At 58.5% G+C, this 18,226-nt stretch carries 9 protein-coding genes and 1 pseudogene; 6 read left to right on the forward strand and 4 right to left on the reverse strand.

Features of this window, described 5'->3' with window-relative positions:
- Positions 1-2: 2 nt before the first annotated feature.
- From ACNA0I_RS13685 to ACNA0I_RS13710, 6 genes are all read left to right on the forward strand, one after another.
- On the forward strand, positions 3-1,739 hold the full coding sequence (locus ACNA0I_RS13685) for an ATPase, T2SS/T4P/T4SS family (protein WP_415806552.1): 1,737 nt from the start codon (positions 3-5) through the stop codon (positions 1,737-1,739).
- Between the two features lie 52 nt (positions 1,740-1,791).
- Positions 1,792-2,637: a type II secretion system F family protein gene (locus ACNA0I_RS13690; protein ID WP_415806553.1), complete on the forward strand. Its 846-nt coding sequence runs from the start codon at positions 1,792-1,794 to the stop codon at positions 2,635-2,637.
- Positions 2,638-2,958: 321 nt separating this feature from the next.
- Positions 2,959-3,516: a type II secretion system F family protein gene (locus ACNA0I_RS13695; RefSeq protein ID WP_415806673.1), complete on the forward strand. Its 558-nt coding sequence runs from the start codon at positions 2,959-2,961 to the stop codon at positions 3,514-3,516.
- Between the two features lie 50 nt (positions 3,517-3,566).
- Positions 3,567-3,902 (forward strand): DUF192 domain-containing protein, encoded by a 336-nt coding sequence (locus tag ACNA0I_RS13700; RefSeq protein WP_415806554.1) that lies wholly within the window; start codon positions 3,567-3,569, stop codon positions 3,900-3,902.
- 160 nt (positions 3,903-4,062) lie between these two features.
- Complete coding sequence (locus ACNA0I_RS13705; protein WP_415806555.1) at positions 4,063-5,796, forward strand: ShlB/FhaC/HecB family hemolysin secretion/activation protein; 1,734 nt, start codon at positions 4,063-4,065, stop codon at positions 5,794-5,796.
- Between the two features lie 12 nt (positions 5,797-5,808).
- Entirely contained in the window at positions 5,809-12,450 is a 6,642-nt protein-coding gene (locus tag ACNA0I_RS13710) for a two-partner secretion domain-containing protein (protein ID WP_415806556.1), read from the forward strand.
- 553 nt (positions 12,451-13,003) lie between these two features.
- Here ACNA0I_RS13710 and ACNA0I_RS13715 read toward each other — a convergent pair.
- The 4 genes and pseudogenes from ACNA0I_RS13715 to ACNA0I_RS13730 all read right to left on the reverse strand — a co-directional run bounded on the left by ACNA0I_RS13715 (position 13,004) and on the right by ACNA0I_RS13730 (position 18,209).
- Positions 13,004-13,837 (reverse strand): class I SAM-dependent methyltransferase, encoded by an 834-nt coding sequence (locus ACNA0I_RS13715; protein WP_415806557.1) that lies wholly within the window; start codon positions 13,835-13,837, stop codon positions 13,004-13,006.
- A 274-nt stretch (positions 13,838-14,111) separates the two neighbouring features.
- A pseudogene (locus tag ACNA0I_RS13720) lies at positions 14,112-15,229 on the reverse strand (CMD domain protein).
- Between the two features lie 17 nt (positions 15,230-15,246).
- Entirely contained in the window at positions 15,247-16,641 is a 1,395-nt protein-coding gene (locus ACNA0I_RS13725) for an acyl-CoA thioesterase/bile acid-CoA:amino acid N-acyltransferase family protein (protein WP_415806558.1), read from the reverse strand.
- Positions 16,638-18,209 (reverse strand): ABC transporter substrate-binding protein, encoded by a 1,572-nt coding sequence (locus ACNA0I_RS13730; RefSeq protein ID WP_415806559.1) that lies wholly within the window; start codon positions 18,207-18,209, stop codon positions 16,638-16,640. Before ACNA0I_RS13730 ends, ACNA0I_RS13725 begins: the two co-directional genes overlap by 4 nt.
- Positions 18,210-18,226: the final 17 nt, after the last annotated feature.

Genomic DNA, 18,226 nt, shown 5'->3' on the forward strand with positions numbered 1-18,226 from the left:
ACATGGTCGAGGTTGTCATGACATTCGAAGACGGTGAACAACGCATCATGCGAGTCGAAACACCCTTGACGATAGGCCGATCGGCGCAATGCGGATTACGTATCTCGCACTGGCGTGTGGCCAAACACCACGCCAGCCTGCGCGGATCGCCGCCGTTCCTGTCGCTGGAGGACATGGGGTCGCTTATAGGGACATTGGTCAACGGCCGTCGCATCACGGTGCACCATCCCGTACTTCCCGAAGACGACATCGTGATCGGGCCGTGTCGTCTACGCATGCGGTCCGTGCACGAAGCAACAGAAGGCAAAGCTGATTCGAGCGTATCGCCGCATTCCGCGAACCCGATCCCCAAAACAGTATCGACGACCTCGTGCCAGGTGTCGAACCAGTCCGCCTCCCATGCGATGGTTCCAGCCGTTGACGCTGAAAACGCCAGACAGGGACTCGCAGAGCTCTTGCCTCATCGACGACGACTGCATGCCGGACTACTACACGCGTTGAACTTGCGGCGTCGGGATGTGGCAGGTATGAGCGATGCGTTATTACGCCAAGAGGCGCAACCCCTGCTAGAACAGCTGGCCGCTGACGACAAGGACATTCCTGACCATATTGACCGTATGGCATTGTGTCGTGATGTGCTGGACGAGGCCGTCGGCCTGGGGCCTTTGGAACCATTGCTTGCAGACCCTGAGATAAGCGAAATTATGGTCAACCGCTACGACGAGATCTACGTCGAACGCCGGGGGCGTTTGTATCCCCATCGGGCAACATTCAACAGCGAACAGTCGGTCCGATGGGTTATTGAGCGGATAGTGACGCCAATCGGCCGCCGGATCGACGAAAGCGCCCCTATGGTGGACGCGCGCTTGTCCGACGGATCGCGTGTTAACGCGGTGATACCGCCGATTGCCCTGAAAGGGGCCAGTCTGACAATACGAAAGTTTCCCATTCGCCGGCCGCAGATCGCGGATCTGGTACAGAGCGGCGCCATGGATCCGGTCGTCGCACAGTTTCTGATGCTATGTGTAAGGACTCGCAAGAACATCGTTGTATCGGGAGGTACGGGCTCGGGCAAGACAACACTCTTGAATATCCTGTCCAACGGTATCCCCGAGGGCGAGCGGATAGTCACCATTGAGGATGCCGCAGAATTGCGGCTGAACCATGATCACCTGGTCTCTCTGGAGGCGCGTCCGCCCAATCAGGAACAACGTGGCCGCGTCGATATCCGCGATCTGGTGCGTAACGCCTTGCGTATGCGGCCTGATCGCATCGTGGTGGGCGAGTGCCGCGGTGCTGAGGCGCTCGACATGCTGACAGCGATGAATACAGGCCATGAGGGTTCGCTGACAACCTTGCATGCCAACTCGCCACGCGATGCCCTGAGCCGATTGGAAACCATGGTCCTGATGGCCGGGATGGATCTACCTTTGAGTGTTGTACGCGAACACATCGGTGCCAGTGTCGACATTATCGTGCAACAAACACGTTTATCAGACGGACGCCGCGTTGCCACGTCGGTGGTCGAGATTGCAGGTATGGAGAGCGGACGGATTCAACTGCAAGAATTGTTTTGCTATCAGTCAGAACACGGCTTTCAGGCATGTGGGCTGTTGCCGAGCTTCATCAGTGAGTGGCAGGCAGCGGGCATCGATTTTGATATCGCATTGTTTTCTGCGGCAGGCCTTAAAGAACGAACGACGACGTCGAGCAGGCTTGGTCAAGGCCGTTGTCAATAACGTTCGCGCGGTTCTTCACCGACTCGAATGCAATGTATTCCTGGAGCCCTTTATGGTTTGGATCGCATTAGCGATGTCTACAGCCTGTGTTGTGCTGCTGGCCTGGCAGATGCAGACATGGTTTGGTCCCGCAGTGATTCGTTATCACACGCTCTACACCCACGATACGCGCATCAAACTGGGCGAGCTATTTTTGTTCATTACTCCAACTCAGTTGCGCGTATGGACGATGACGTTGGCTATCCTGATCGGAGGGGTGGCGTTCATATTGACTGGTGCGCCGATCGTGGCTGGTATCGCGACGGTGATAGCCACCAGGCTGCCGCAACCTCTGGCGAGTCGTTTGCGTGGCCGGCGATTGGCGCGATTCGAGGGGCAACTGCCTTCGGCCCTGCTGGCTCTGGCCTCTGCACTACGAGCAGGAGTAAGCGTCCCGGCTGCGTTACGCCATATTGCCGATCATAGCGAAGCACCACTGGCCCAGGAACTCGGTTTGTTACTACGGGAACAGCGGCTGGGCGTAGCGTTCGAGACGGCGCTGAGCAACCTGCACGCCCGCGTGCCATCGGAGGCCAGTGCCTTATTTGTCGCCTCATTGAATGTCGCGTCTCAGACAGGAGGCAACCTCGCCGAGATTCTGGAAGGAATTGCCGCCACGTTGCGTGAACGCTTGAAATGGCAGGAAAAGGTACGCACGCTGACCTCTCAGGGAAAGCTGCAGGCCTGGATCGTAGGCGCCTTGCCGTTGCTGCTGCTTTGTGTTTTGAGTTATTTGGATCCCGGCGCCATGGCGATGCTGTGGGAAACCTCGACAGGCTGGGCTGTGCTTGCCCTGCTGTGCGCGCTGGAGACCGGTGGCATGCTGCTGATCCGGCGCATCGTCAACATTGATATGTGATAGACCGCTATGTTCATGGTACTTGCTTTGTTGTTTTCTGGCCTGGGCGGAATGCTTTTCGCGTGGATAGCAGTGCGGCCTGCGTTGCGGTTCTCCACTTTGTCCGTGGCTCAGCGTGCGCACGGGCTACGGCGATCGGGCTGGCCTTTGCTATCGGCGATATCCGGCATATGCGAGGGACTGCTGTCTCGGCGTCAACGCGATTGTCTGGTCCGTTTGTCACGGCAGACGGGTTTACCCTCCGCAGCGGTCCCTACCCACTTGATTGCTTGGATAGTGATTGCTGCGATATCGGGAGCGGTGGCAGGGGCGGCCGTGGCAATGGTAATCGGCACGGGTGGTGCGCAGATATGGGGCGTACTCACAGGAGCGCTCATCGCGGTCTCGTGTTCTATCGCCAGATTGCATGCACGTATGCGCCAACGGTGCAAAAGCATCGAGCAGGATTTGCCTTTTTTCCTGGACATGATGACCTTATGCATGGAATCAGGATTGGGCTTGTACAGCGCATTGCAGCAGGCAGAGCGCCATGGCCCTCGGGGATACTTGCGCGAGGAGCTTGCCCACGCGCTGGCGGATATGCGGGCGGGTGCGCCTCGAGCGGCCGCGCTGAGGGCACTGGCTGACCGATGCAATTGCTCCAGTGTCCATCGTTGGATTGCCGCATTGATACAGGCAGACGGGCTGGGGATGAGCATAGGGCCGCTGTTGCGCGAGCATGCCTCGCAATGTCGAGCAGATCGTTTTCAGCGCGCGGAGAAATTAGCGATGCAGGCACCCGTGAAAATGCTTTTGCCGTTGATTGCTTGTATTTTTCCCTGCACCTTTATCGTGCTGGCATTTCCGGTCGCGATGCAGATGTGGCAGGTCGCACAATGACGGCCCGTTGTCAGACGAATCGTCGTATCCGATTGGTGCGGGCGCGCAGCATGTGGGCCCGGTTGCGAGGACTGTTAGGTCGAGCGCGACCCCCAGGAAGGCACACCGGGCTATGGCTTTCGCCCTGTTGGGCCGTTCACACCTTTGGTATGCATTATCCCCTCGATGTGGCATTCATTGGTCGCGATGGCAGCGTACAGCGTCTCGTCCGCAATCTTGGTCCCGGACGCATCGTTTTTTTTTGGGGTGCGGCATCCGTCATCGAGCTTAGAGCCAATTTCTCGGATTCTACGTTGCGCTATCGGCGGCGCTTGCAGATTGCCATACGGAAGGCCCGAGATCGTCGTATGCCGTTGAAATACCCAAAGCCTCGTCAGGCCGGTTAGCAGATAGATCGGGCACTTCAAGCCTCACGGTGTGATTCCAGACGCGCGTGTGATCGTGTCGGGATACTTCCGTGCGCGCACACTTTCTGTGCTCGTGGAACATTCCTCCGACATTCGTTACATAGCTTCATCAAAGCAAGAATTGTAGAAATAGATACATATGGTTCATCGTTGCTTGACGTGGATGCGTCAGCTGAAATTTCGTTGCTTGTTGCTGGCCGTGAACACGGCTGGCGTGATGGCTGGCACGCTCGCCCCGGCGTGGGCAACGACTGTCGACGCTGTCGCTCAAACCGATGAAATCCAGCGCCGCCAAGCCCACGAACTCGACCAGCAACGTGCCCGTGCCGAACAGCGTCCGGACGTGTTGCCCGAGACCAGGTCTACGACAGATGATGTGGATGCATGGGCTTTGCCTCATGAGACGCCTTGTTTTTCGCTGTCCGCAATCCTATGGCAGGGCGACGCCCCTCCAAAAGAAATCCAGGCCATGGCTCAATCCTTCATTGGGAAATGCGTGGGTTTGCATGGGTTGAACATCTTGCAAGCGCAGCTGACCACGCGTTTGGTCGAGTCGGGACTGATCACGGCATGGGTGCGGATGCCTGAACAGTCATTAGCCGAAGGCACGCTCACGCTGCGTTACGGGGCGGGCCGTATCTCCGAGGTGCACAGCGAGGGCGCGCCGGGTTGGTGGCGTACCGTACTGCCGAGCGGCCCGGGCGATGAGCTGAATCAACGCGACTTGGACCAGGCACTGGAAAATATCCAACGTCTCGAAGGTCAATCTGACGCACGTATCGACATAGCGCCAGGAACGGAACTGGGCGCTTCCGACATTCTTCTGCAGCCCGGATCGGGCAAGCGTTGGCATGCCTATTTGGGTGGCGACAACGCAGGGCTGAAGGCGACGGGACGCAAAAGGCTCAATGCAGGATTGACGCTGGATTCCCCCTTGTTTCTATATGATCAGCTTTCCGTGTCATGGAACAGCAACGCAGGCCTGCGCAACCACGACAACAACACGCGTGCGGCGTCGATCCATTACAGCATTCCATTCGGATACTGGGCGATGTTCGCGGGCGCAGGCCGTTCGAGCTATCGGCAGACTGTTTCTGGGTTCAGTGAGCCCATCGCCTACGGCGGCACGACTCAGCAGGTCGATATTGGGATGTCGGTGGTGCCGTATCGCGGCACGCACAGTAAGGGCACCGTCATGGCAAAGGTGCTCCGCAAGCGTGTAGGCGGTACGCTCAACGGCATTGATATCGAGGTGCAACGTCGCGACATCATGGGCTATGAGCTGGGTTATCAGCATCGCCACTATGTGGGCCGCGCGGTGGTGGACGTAGGAACAGGCGTGCGAGGCACCGTGCAGCGGTATTCCAAACACCCGGGATATGTCTATGGCGACGCCGGCTGGAATGGGCGTACGACGATTCTGGCCGCTAACGCGGGTACTTATCTGCCCTTTACGCTTGCTCAGCAGCAGATGGCATATCAATTCAATTGGCAACTTCAACATGCCAAGACACCCCTCGTGCCCGCGGATTATTTCACGATAGGCGATCGTTACACGGTGCGTGGGTTTGACGGACAAATGGCCTTGGCTGCCGAAGACGGATGGGGCTTGCGCAATGATCTGTCCTGGAATCTAAGCACATTCGGCCAACAACTTTATGCGGGAGTCGACGCGGGTCGTGTCAGTGGACCATCCGCACAGTATTTGTCAGGCCGCACGCTGGTCGGCGCCGTCGCGGGCTTACGCGGCCGTGTCTCCGTGCCCTATATCGACACCAGTTACGACGTGTCGCTGGGCTGGCCATTGAAGAAACCCGAGACATTTCCCACATCAAACGTCGTATTCGCGGCGGCGCTGATGTTCGAGTTCTAGAGAATACACGTCATGTTGAAAAAAAAGACTAGCCGGATACTTTTCGGGTTATTGGCCGCATCGGGCTGGACCCCGGTCCTGGCGCAGACTTTGCCCATTACCGCAGACAAAAGTGCCGGCGGCGCTCAGCCCGTTGTGGGCGTCAGCCATGGAGTGCCCGTTATTCAAATCGTGCCACCCTCAGCGGCGGGCGTGTCGCATAATCGATTTACACACTTCAATGTCGGCCCCTCCGGCGCCGTGCTGAACAACAGCGGCGGTACCAGCCAGACGCAGGTTGCCGGCCAGATCGCTGGCAACCCCATGCTGGGAAATCAGCGCGCGACCACGATCTTGAACCAGGTGACCGCACCCAATCCATCCCGATTGCACGGAATGCTCGAGGTGGCTGGCCATCGCGCCAATGTGATCGTCGCGAACCCGGCAGGGATTACCTGTAGTGGTTGTGGTTTTCTGAATGCCACCCGTGCGACGCTGACCACGGGCCGCCCGGAGGTCGGTCCCAAAGGCCAGATTTCGCTCGAGGTGGCATCGGGAAAAATTTCAGTCGAAGGCCAAGGGTTGAACGGCACGCACGTTCCCAAGGTCGACTTGTTGGCTCGTGCCTTGGCGATCAATGCGGGGGTGTGGGCAGATCAGTTGACTGTGGCTGCGGGCTCGGCGCGCGTCGACGCCGATAGCGGTGAAACCAGTGCGCTCGCAGGCCGGGGGCCCACGCCCCAGTTCGCACTGGACACGGCCGCCTTGGGGGGCATGTACGCAAACAGCATACGGCTCATCGGTACCGAGGCGGGCGTGGGCGTGAACGTAGGGGGAAACCTGGTGGCGCTCACCGGCGATTTGAGCCTGGACGCCGCGGGCGACGTCCGTATCGTGCCAAACGCGACCTTGTCTGCAAAGAAAACCCTGGCGCTGAACGTATCGGGGCAGCTCGACACGCGCAAGGCGGTATTACACGGCGCCAATGTGACGATATCCGCCCAGGCATTGAACAATCAAGACGGCAGGATCACCGCCACAGGGCCGATGACACTGCAGGTACCAGGCGATCTGCTCAACGCGGGCGGATTGATCGCCACTGCAGGCGGTCACCGGCTCGAAGCCAAGCAGTTGAACAACCATGGCGGTACCTTGGCTGGCGGCAATCTCACTGTCGCGGTTAAAGAAGGGATCGATAACCGTAAAGGATTGATGCTGGCCGATAACACGCTTCGTTTGTCGGCAGCCAGCTTGGGCAATGATGACACGCTGGACGTGAATCAGACGGCTGCGTTGACGCAGGCTTCGACCGCATCCGTCGGCGCGGCCGCGTCTGCTGAGACTGCCGCCACATCCTCCGGTATTGCTCGATCCGCCCCCTTGGCTACAGGCGTGACGGCTAAAACCGTCGATATTCGCGTGGCCCAAGTCAACAACGCCAAGGGCGAGATTCATGCTGACGGCGATCTGGTTCTCGTTTCTGAAAATCTGAAAAACCCCTCTGGCCGGATTGCAGCGCAGCGCAACACGCGCATTGACACACAGAGCTTGAGAAACAAGCAGGGATCGATCGCCGCCGATCAGCAACTCACCGTGTTTGCTCAAGGATTGGACGGTCTCGGTTGGTTGCGAGCGGGAACCGACTTGGCTTTTACCTACAGCGGCTCGCTGACGCCACAAGGCAATTTCACTAGCGGGCGGGACTTGAACCTGGATTTGGGCGGAGCACTGGTCAACAAGGCTCGTCTGAGTGCAGGCCGCGATCTGCGCATCAAGTCGGGCTCGCTGAGCAACACGGCGACTGGCGAACTGTTGGCAGGGCGCCACAACACGATAGACGTCACCCAGAACATCACTAACACGGGCCTGATTGACGCGCATGTGACACGTATCAACGCCGGACAACTGCATAACCGCGGCCGAATCTACGGCGACGGGGTGTCGATCAGCGCCCGCGAGTTGGTCAATGATGCGGGTCCGAAGGGTTCAGCCGTCATTGCCTCGCGTGGCAGCCTCAACCTGGGCGTGGGTTCCTTGATCAATCGCCATCATTCCGTTCTCTATGCCAAGGATCATCTGCGTGTCGGCGGATCAATCGATACCGCCAAGCGGGTCACCGGGCAGGCAGACCAGCTGCAAAACATCTCGGCCACGATAGAGGCCGGCGGGGTCATCGCGATTGCGGCGAATCAGATTCACAATCAGAACGCAAACTTCGTCTCGGAAACCGTGCAGGTGTCATCAAAGCCCAAGGTGTACTTCACGCCCGAAGGCAGTACGGACATGCACGACGCTGCCAGCCATTGGCTATGCGATACGGTGACGCGCGGTTGCAGCCGACGCCCGGAGTGGCTCAACGATGATCCGGAGCGCAGACTGCTTTTACCGTCTGCCAAATATCCCGCGACGCGCTATGGGCCTCCTTTTGACTATGCTCCTAATGAGCGGGGTAGAGCAGGGGTATCCAGTCCCATTGCATTGACTCATACCCCTGCGGGCCGTCAGTGCATAGGCCGCAACTGCCGTCCGACACCCGAACGGTTTCGTTATCCGCGTGACGCAAAGATTTGGTCAGTATTCGGCGTCCAACCGCCAGCTGGCGAGTTGCCGGACTGGAAACCCGCCCCACAATCCAGTTCGCGTAAGTCTCAGTCGTTGGAGCAGCAACGGAAAGCCTACGAGGCCTCCCCGGCATACAAAGATTACAAGGCACGCCATCTGGCACTGGACGCGCGTATCAAAGCATTCAACCGGGACTTTCTCAATCGACTGGTCAAGCACTTCACGTTCTACGAAGTCAATGAGATCGTCACGCAGACACGTACGGTTCGCAGCGATCCGGGGCGCATTTTTGCGGCTGGCGCGCTTAACCTCAAAGGGATAGTTACCAACGATAAAAGCCAGATCGCCGCCGGCGGCAAACTGACCGTGGACGGGCCCGCCATCCACAACATCGGAGCCACGGGGTGGCGCACCGTTATCCGCGAGGGGCAGGCCACCTTTACGCAGGCACGCAGCAGCGATCGCAAGGCACACCGTGCGCCTTATAAGGTCACCGTGGCAAGCGAACCGTTCGACCTGCCGGTAGGCGCGGTGCGTACGGTCTTGGCGCCCAAAGTGCCGTTGCCGGCGCGGGCAGATGCGACTCAGGCGTACGGCACATTGATGGCTGGGCGCAACACCCATCTGATGGCGCAGGGCGATCTCGTCAATAGCGGCACTATCGGCGCGCGTGATGCGACGGTGGTCAATGCGTTGAACATCATCAACCACTCTGGCGGCCAGATACAGGCGCGGCGCATCGATCTGGCCGCACGCGAAAATCTGAGCAATCTCGCTGCCCGGATTCAGGGCGAAACGGTTGCGCTGCGCGCGGGACAGAATATCAATTTGATCTCAGGCGACACGTCGGACGATTTCGGCGCTACGCGGGGTACGCATCTATCGGGTGTTTCCAGCGTGAGCGCGAACGATCTGTTGATGCAGGCGGGCAACGATATCAATATGTTGGCCGCGCAAGTGTCTGTCGAGCACAATGCGCGTCTGCAAGCCGGCCGCGACATCCGGCTGGACGAACTTGTCGCTCAGCACCGTGAAACCATCTCGAGCGGCCCACACCAGCGTCACGAGTTGAGCACGAACAAGGTGATCGGATCGGGTGCGAGCGCCAAAGGCGATCTGGCGATGGCGGCGGGGCAGGATGTCAACGCGCGCGCAGCTGAGATCCACGCCCGGCGACAGCTCACCGTCAATGCTGGACGCGACGTCAAGCTGCAGGCAGGTACAGACAGTGGTTTGGCAAAGGACCAATACCGCGAACAGAAAAAAGGCTTGTTGTCGTCCAAGACAGAAGACACGAAGGTCTCGGTGCAGTGGGAACAGCCCCATGCCTCGACCCTGACAGGAAAGAACGTCGAGATCGCCGCTGGCCGCGATGTGATCGTGCAAGGCTCGAACGTGGGTGCGCAGCAGCATCTGGATATCGCTGTGGTACGCAACGTCAATATCGATCCCGGACATAGGCAATCCGATACCAGTCGTGTTGAGAAGGTCAAGAAATCAGGTGTCGGCGCGACAGGCGGTATGAGTGTCGGCAAGAGCAAACAGACGCACTCGGTACAGGAGTCAGCGCAAGGCAATACACCCAGTACCCTGGGCAGTCTCAAGGGAAATACCACGATACGCACGGGCCAGGCAGTCAATGTGACGGCCAGCACCATCACTGCTCCGGAGGGAAACATCACCTTGGCAGGCCAGCACGTGACTATCGGTGCAGCGCAGGATACTCATCACAAGCGGGAGTCCTTTGAAATCAAGCAGACCGGGGTAAGCGTGACCGTGAGCAATCCGTTGGTAAACGGGATGCAGGCGGTTGGGCGTGTGGCCGATACCGCAGCTCAAACAGACAATCCCCTGATAGAAGGCCTGGCAGCGGCGGCCACCGCACTGGAAGCCATCAGCGCTTTGGATTCCGTGCAAAAGCTAGGAGCCGTTGACGGCGCGAAAGACCTGGACAAATTGGGCGGCATTCAAGTCGGAATTCACGTAGGAAAAACCAAGCAGTCCAGCAAGACTGAGCGTTCTGTTTCGACGGCAGTGGGTTCGACAATCGCTGCGGGCAAGGACCTCACCATCCTGGCGACGGGTGCAGGAACTGCCTCAGACATCAATGTGAAGGGTTCAAGGTTATCTGGGGGAGGCAACACACAACTCAACGCCGAAGGAAATATAAATCTGCAGGCGGCCGAGAACACTTTAGATACCCAACACACGAGCAGCGGGTCGAGTACATCGGTTGGCGTGGCGGTGTCCATGGGATCGACTGGCGCCAACATTGGCGTGGCAGCGAGCGCCACCAACTCGAAAGGCAAAGCAAATGGCCGAGACAAGACCATGATGAATACCAAGGTTGCGGCAGGTCAGAAACTGACACTGCAATCAGGCGCAGATACTCACCTGCAAGGGGCCATCGTCAGCGGCAAAAAGGTGTCAGCTGATGTCGGCGGCAATCTGAACATCGAAAGCCTGCAGGACACCAGCACCTTCGAAAGCAAACATCGAAACATCGGCGGCAGTGTCATTGCAGGAGCAGGCGTGGCAGGCAGCGCCAGCTATGCTCAAAACAAGGTCAAAGGCGACTTTGCCAGCGTGCGTGAGCAAAGCGGCATCCAGGCGGGCGACGCGGGCTTTGACGTTCAGGTCAAAGGCAACACGAATTTAAAAGGCGCGGCGATTGCCAGCACCGCAGAAGCAGTGCATGCAGGGGCAAATCGCATCGTCACCGGTACGCTGACCGTGAGCGACATCGAGAATCACAGTAATTACAAGGCCAGTGGCGTTGCCGTCGCAGGCGGATTCAGTATCAGCGGTCGCGATAAAAAATCGAGTGACAAGAGCGCTGGGCGAGCTGACGACAAGACAGACGGAGCCACTGATGCAAATGCTATCGGGGCTGACAATAGCGCGGGCGGAATCAAAGCTACATCCGGTGGCGCAAAGGCGACGACGGTCAGCGGTGCCGACTACACATGGGCAGCCCAAAACATGGGCCGTGACACCACAGCGGTGGCCCCAGGGTTCAGTAAAGCCAGTGGCAGCGAGCGCAGCACTACAAAGAGCGGAATCAGCGGCGCCACGGTCATTATTACGGACCATGAGAAGCAGCGCGCTCTAACTGGAAAGACCGCCGAACAACTCTTGGCCAGCCTGAACCAAGAGACCCAAACGGGAGACGATGCCGCGGGCCTAAGCAAAACCTGGGACCCCGAAAAACTACGAGCCAAAGTCTCCGCCGAAGCCGAAATCATCGCCGCCTTCACCCAACAAGCCAGCCAGACCATCCGATCCTACACCGATGAAAAACGCGCAGCGCTGCGTAAGCAGATCAGTGAGAAGACTGATGAGCAGGAAAAACACGCATTACAACAACAGATCAGCGAGCTGAACACCCAGGAGCGCATCTTGAACGTCATCGTTGGTGCATTGACCGGTTCCGTAGATGTCGCGGCACTTCAGGCTGGATTATCAGAGGCCGCAGATCGAATGCGGGAGTACACCATCACTGATTCGAAGAAGTTTGCGGGGGTTACTGACGGCGTAACGACTCTAGATAACAGAAGTGGGAGGAGCTCCGGTATTCGAGGGGATGGTTTCAAGACAGCAGGGACGAGGGTTGTGCTTGCCGTTATCTGCGGCACGATGAATGAGTGGTGCAAGGTGCAGAAGGACTCAACTGGAAAGGTCGTGCTGGATGAGAACGGGGTGCCCAAATTGGAATTACAGAAACAGACCGGAATGGTGCAGTTTGACTCTGACAAGGCCCAAATGTCATTGGCCGACTTCCTTCGAACTGAGCAAGGCAAGGATATGGCAGGACTCACAGGGGGAATCCAAGGCGGGTATGGCACGTTGGCAGGCATGCATTATGACCCCGGCTCTATCTTAGACGTTTTCCATGAGGCCTACGGCGGCACTCATGATTTCCTTGGAGGAAGCATTAGCGGTTTTTATGGTGAGGATGGGAATGCTCGGGGCGGATTGAGCATGCTGGAAAACCGTTTATATGGGGTATGGAGCGGACTAGCCTTGGTTCCTTCGACACCATTTGCATTGTCTGAGGCACTGCCGCCAGAAGCGTGGAATACCTTGGATATTTTGTTGAGGGCGATAAAGTGAAATTATTGAGCCAATTTATGAGTATGTGTGTATTAGCGTTCCTGCTCACAGGGTGTTATGTCACGCGTAAGGGCGAAATCTGCAGTATCACCATGCCTCAGATTTTTTGCGATAAGGAGGTTTATGAAAGAGCGACGAAGCCTGGAAGAATGGTAGACCGATGGGACCTGAGCGGTCGAACGGTACACGCTCGCCTGCAGGATTGGATGATGTGCGGCGGCGATTCGTTGGGAGATTATTGGCTCGCTCCATTACCCAATGGAGAGGAGAGGACGCTCGATCAGGAACGTGCGGCTTCGAGGGCGAAGGTGCACAGCATTCAGCGTTGCATGATGAAAAAGCACTACGTTTACACCGGTCAGTGCACGTCGTCTGTAGCGCGAGAGTCTCCGCCATGCCGCGCTCGAGTGGGCGAGCCGTGGCAATAATACATAGAGCTAGAATGTGGCCGGCACTAGGGGGCGATTGTGATATTGGGCACCTCGATGCTCAACGTGAAAACGTCGTGCACAATCGACGATAGCAGCCCCAGCCGTCTTAGGTTGGCGAGACCTCAAGCCAACTCTTCAGTAAAAAACCTCTCCCGCAACTCTGGCAACCCAATGCGATCCAAAATCTCATGCAGTCTCTCCGCAGGCTTGCGCCGCGGCAGGTTCTTATATTGCGCGATGATCAGCTCATTCTTCATCGAGTGTTCCCACCCAACGAGCTCGGTCACGCTCACTTGATATCCGTGAGCTTCCAGTTGCAAACAACGCAGCACATTAGTCACTTGGCTGCCAAACTCCCGGGTATGCAGCGGATGGCGCCAGATCTCAGCTAGCGGATCTGCCAATGCACGAGCCTTGTTCTTGCGTAGGGCAGCGGCGACTTCGGCTTGGCAGCAGGGGACGACTACGATGTATTTGGCGTGTTTGGCCAAGGCAAAATGAATAGCGTCATCGGTCGCGGTATTACAAGCGTGCAGCGCTGTGACGATATCTATTTTCTCGGGCAACTGGTCCGAGGTGATGGACTCTGCCACGGACAGATTCAGGAATGACATTCCGCCAAACCCCAATCGCTGGGCCAGCGCCTTGGACGACTCGACTAGCTCTGCACGTGTCTCGATGCCATAGACGTGCGATTGATCCCGCAGCGCCTTGAAAAATAGGTCGTACAGGATAAAGCCGAGATAGGACTTGCCCGCGCCATGATCGACGAGGGTCACTGCATCGCGTTCTTTTTTTACGTCCTGCAGCAGAGGCTCGATAAACTGAAACAGATGATAGACCTGTTTGAGCTTGCGGCGGCTATCCTGGTTCATCTTGCCGTCGCGCGTCAGGATATGTAGTTCCTTGAGTAGTTCGACGGATTGACCGGGGCGGATTTCGGGAGCAGGAGACATCGGAAAAGGAGGGCGGGCAGGGCAGAGGAATACGTCAGTTTACTGAAAATCAGTCACGGCCCGCAGCAGAGCATAGGCGCGGCGCAGTAATAGCGGCTCCCGTATCAAATTGGCGATGGCCTATGCGGTGACAAAATCTTCAAAATCTTCGGCTACTTCGGATCCCTCCCCAGCCGGACCGGCATGCGCAGGATTGCCTAATGCTGACTGCAAAAATGAAAATGCGGCACACCAGGAGGTGCCGCATTCCTCATTCATCGTACGAAAGCCTGTCTCACTGCGCCGGGAACACCGGTTCGCCCAGATTCAACATCAACCGATTCGCCCAAGCAAAAATCGCGTCCGAATGCAGCAAATCCAGCACGTCTGCATCGTTCAACCCTGCGTCTTTCAGCGCCTTGATATCGGCTGCAGAGATATCTGCGGGCCGCTCGGTAAGGTCGATCGAGAACTTCGTAATGGCCTGCTCGCGCGGCGTGGTGCCGGCGGTATGCGGATTTTCGAAAACTTGCTCGATGACGGCGTCTTGTTTGGCCAACTGCGTGTAGCGCTGGGCGTGCACCGATGCGCAATATACGCAGCCATTGATGCGCGAGACTACGGTGGCACCCAGCTCGCGTTCCGCGCGCGGCATACCGCCGGGCGCGTACATGATGGCGTTGAACGCCGCAGAGCGTTGGCGCAGGATTTCGGGTTGATGGATCAGGAATAGGTAGTAGTCCGAGACCTTGGCCTGGGGATGGCTTTCCTCGAGGACGGCGATTTGTTCGGGGGTCGCGGTCTCGACGTTGACGACGTCCAGCCACGCATCCCAGCCCAGGGTCTCGTTGGTGAAACCGTGCGATTTGATGATGCGGCTCATGCGGATTCCTCCAGGGCTTTCATGGCTTTCAGACCGGCGACCAGGCGCACTTGGTATGACAGAAAGGCGATCAACTGCGACAGCGTGACGACTTCGGGCGTTGACAGGCCGGCTTGCGGCAGCGTCAGCAGAGCCTCGCGGTCACCCTCGACGGGCTTTTCGATTAGCTTGCGGGTAAAGGTCAATATGGCAGCCAGGCGCGGCGTGGGCGCTTTGCCAGGCTCGCCTTGTTCGGCCAGGTCGATCAGCGAGCTCTCGGCGCCTGCTGCCCGCAGCTGTGCACGGTAATGTGCAGCGAGCTCGGCCGAGGGCGTCAGACGGCTGGCATAGAGTGCGACCAAGAGGCGCTCGACGAGCGACAGGCCCGGTAATTCAGGGGCGAACAAGATGTCGTAACTACCCTGAGTTGCGGCGGCGACCTTGGCCCGTTGATGGCGGGTTTCGTAGGTTTTGCTGCCCGGGGTCAGGCCAGCCAGGCGATCCACCAGATCATTGGCGGGATCGTAGGTTTTAGATGCTTGTGTTTCCATGTGTCGACCTCCTGGAATTACTTTTTCGCCGCAAGGGCAGCGTCGATGGCGGCGGCGACTGCGCCAGCGTCCTTGATCGCTGGTGCGGCTTTGGCGCTAGTCTTACTGGCGTTACCGCTGGCGCGAGCTGCGACCGCGTCGCGCAGGAACGCCAGCACGCCGGGCCATGATTCGGCGTCGGCGCGCGCGTTCGGGCCAGGGCTGCCGCCACTGGTGCTGATGCGGCCCGAGACGGGGTGCGCATAAATCAGCTGCGTCGTGGGGACATACGGGAACAGGATTGTGTGACCGCCGCCCTCGTAGTCCAGCCACTGCACGGGATAAGGATGATTGGCCTCGCGTAGCGAATCGCGCACCATGCGGGAGTAAAGCGTCGATGGCCAAGAGCCATCTTCTGTACCCGACAGCAGCATGACAGGGCCTTGGATGCGCTCGACCGGAATGCGTGCGCGTGCCACGGCCTCCGGGTCTTGCAAGGCGGTCAGTATGGCCTTTTCATGACGATGAGGGGCGGGGCCTTCGTCAAAGGGCGCCCAGGTCGCGGTGCGATTGCCTTCCCAGACATGGGGCACGGGCTTGCCGCCCAGCAGCCAGGTCGGGCCTTCGCGGCCGATTTTCGGGTCGCAGGCATTCTGGCCACTGTGTACGACAGCGCCCGGCACATAGGCCACGACCGCCGAGACGGCCTCGGGGAACGCGGCGCCCAGTAGCAGTACGAGTTCGCCGCCACGCGACTGGCCGCTGATGGCGACAAAATCATGGGCAGGTTTGAGCTCGCGGCGGATCCAGTCCAGGCCGGCCTGGAAATATTCGAGCGGCGTGTTCGAAATATAGTCCGACAGGCCAGGCGCTTTGAAATACGCCAACGACAGCGCTGCATAGCCACGTGACGCATACAGCGCTGCCCGCGGCTCATTGAAGCCGCCGCCCGAGCCATTCAGAATCATGACGGCGGGGTGAGGTCCGGGACCAGGTGGCAAATACAGCACGCCGACCAGCCCGTCCTCGCGCACCTCACGGCGAGTCACGCCATCGGCGGCCGGGCGTTGCTCCAGTTCCCCATCGAGACTGACGTCTGTTCCGCGCACGCTGACCCGCGTCACCAAAGGCTCGATCACTGGCGTATTGAACACATTACGGCTCGCGCTCTCTGGAACTTGAGACCAGATCAATCCCATCGGGCTGACCTCGTCATAGCCGGCCGAGCCTGCCACCGGCGCGTCACGCGTCAGATCGACGATGCCGCTTTCGTCAGCGCGAAATTGCGCCTGGCTGGTCCAGACCACAGCGTCCCGAACGGTACGCGTCGATATTTCGATCACCTGTCCCGGCGTCAGATGTTCTACACGAATCTGACGCGGCACATCGATCAGGTCATCGACAGGAGAGATGCTAAGCGTCGCTCGGCTCATTTCGCATCGACCTTGGTGACCATCTGCGCAGCGGTGCGATCGCTGGTCATCGGCGTGACCTTCAGGCCTTTACGCGTGGCCCAGATGTTCTTGTAGTGGTACAGCGGAATGATGCCCACGTCTTCGGACACAATCTTGACCGAGTCGCGCAGGATGGCTTCGCGTTTGGCGACATCAAATTCCGAAGTGGCCTTGACCAGTTCCGCGTCGACCTTGGGATTGCTGTAGTAACCCCAGTTCGAGGCCCCCAGGCCTTTCTCGGGCGACACGGTAGCCAGGATGTTGACCAGGGCGTAGCTGGCTTCGCCGGTACCGTTGCCCCAGGCCAGCATGGTCATGGCGTATTCGTTCTTGCGAGCGCGGCTCGAATAGACGGCCCAAGGCATGACTTCGACCTTGGTCTTGACGCCGATGCGGGTCCAGAATTGAGCCACCGCCTGGGCCGTTTCCGGTCCTTGCGGATAGCGGTCGTTCGGCACGTGCATCGTCAGGTTGAAACCGTCCGGATAACCCGCCTCGGCCAGCAGTTCCTTGGCTTTCTTCGCGTCGTACGGAATGTCTTTGACGTCGGGGTTATAGCCAAAGGTGTCCTTCGGCATCCATTGGTTGGCTTCGGTTGCCGCATCCTGCAAGATGCGATCGACGATGGCCTTGCGATTGATCGCCAGATTCAGCGCCTCGCGGACTTTGACGTCCAGCAGCGGGTTTTTCGGCAGAGGCTTACCGGCGTTGTCGGTAATGTACGGGTTCGCCGCCGAGTTGAAACTCGGCTGCAACAGCATGACACGCAGACCGTCATACGGATAGACGCTGACGTTGGGGGCTTGCTTCAACTTGGCCAGGTCCGACACCGAGACTTTATCGATCACGTCCACGTCACCCGCCAACAGGGCAGCGGTACGCGAGGCGGCGTTGTTGATGTAGCGGTAGTTGACGTTTTCCCAGACCTGTTTTTCGCCCCAATAGCCATCGTTGCGTTTCATGATGACGCGATCACCTGGCGTGTACGAGACGAATTTGTACGGGCCGGTACCGACCATGGCTTTACCCGAGTTGTAGTCCTCGGTCGCAGACTTTTCGCCGACGTGTTTGCTGACGACGTGGATCGATGCCAGATTCAGCGGCAGGTCCGGGTTCGGCGCTTTCGTCTTGACGATGAACGTCAAGGGGTCGGGAGCCTCCATAGACTCAATGGTGCGCAGGTAACCGGCATAGGTCGCAACGCTGCCGGGCACATTGCGTGCACGCGTGTACGAATAAATCAGGTCGTCAGCGGTAAACGGCTGGCCGTCTTGCCATTTCACGTTAGGACGCAGCTTGAATTCCCAGGTCTTGTCGTCGAGCGGCTTCCAGCTCAGCGCCAGGCCGGGCTGCAGCTTGTTCCACTTGTTTTCGACCAGCAGATCCCAGAAATGCAGCGCCACCGAGCGGTCGCCCGCATGGTTGTTGAGCTGCGGGTCGAGCGAGGACAAGGGATCGGCAAAGCCGATGCTCAGGTCTTCGGCCATGGCGCCGGCTGAGAGGCCCATGAGAGCAGAGGTTAACGTGGTCAGGATCAGACGCTTCATGGTTCGAGTTCCGTTTA

Source organism: Bordetella muralis (assembly GCF_965139205.1).
Classification (GTDB): domain Bacteria; phylum Pseudomonadota; class Gammaproteobacteria; order Burkholderiales; family Burkholderiaceae_B; genus Bordetella_A; species Bordetella_A muralis.

Excerpts from the sequence above, each read along its gene's own strand:
- ACNA0I_RS13685 (WP_415806552.1), top strand. The coding sequence starts at position 3 with ATGGTCGAGGTTGTCATGACATTCGAAGACGGTGAACAACGCATCATG.
- ACNA0I_RS13690 (WP_415806553.1), top strand. The coding sequence starts at position 1,792 with ATGGTTTGGATCGCATTAGCGATGTCTACAGCCTGTGTTGTGCTGCTG.
- ACNA0I_RS13695 (WP_415806673.1), top strand. The coding sequence starts at position 2,959 with ATGGTAATCGGCACGGGTGGTGCGCAGATATGGGGCGTACTCACAGGA.
- ACNA0I_RS13700 (WP_415806554.1), top strand. The coding sequence starts at position 3,567 with ATGTGGGCCCGGTTGCGAGGACTGTTAGGTCGAGCGCGACCCCCAGGA.
- ACNA0I_RS13705 (WP_415806555.1), top strand. The coding sequence starts at position 4,063 with ATGGTTCATCGTTGCTTGACGTGGATGCGTCAGCTGAAATTTCGTTGC.
- ACNA0I_RS13710 (WP_415806556.1), top strand. The coding sequence starts at position 5,809 with ATGTTGAAAAAAAAGACTAGCCGGATACTTTTCGGGTTATTGGCCGCA.
- ACNA0I_RS13715 (WP_415806557.1), bottom strand. The coding sequence starts at position 13,837 with ATGTCTCCTGCTCCCGAAATCCGCCCCGGTCAATCCGTCGAACTACTC.
- ACNA0I_RS13725 (WP_415806558.1), bottom strand. The coding sequence starts at position 16,641 with ATGAGCCGAGCGACGCTTAGCATCTCTCCTGTCGATGACCTGATCGAT.
- ACNA0I_RS13730 (WP_415806559.1), bottom strand. The coding sequence starts at position 18,209 with ATGAAGCGTCTGATCCTGACCACGTTAACCTCTGCTCTCATGGGCCTC.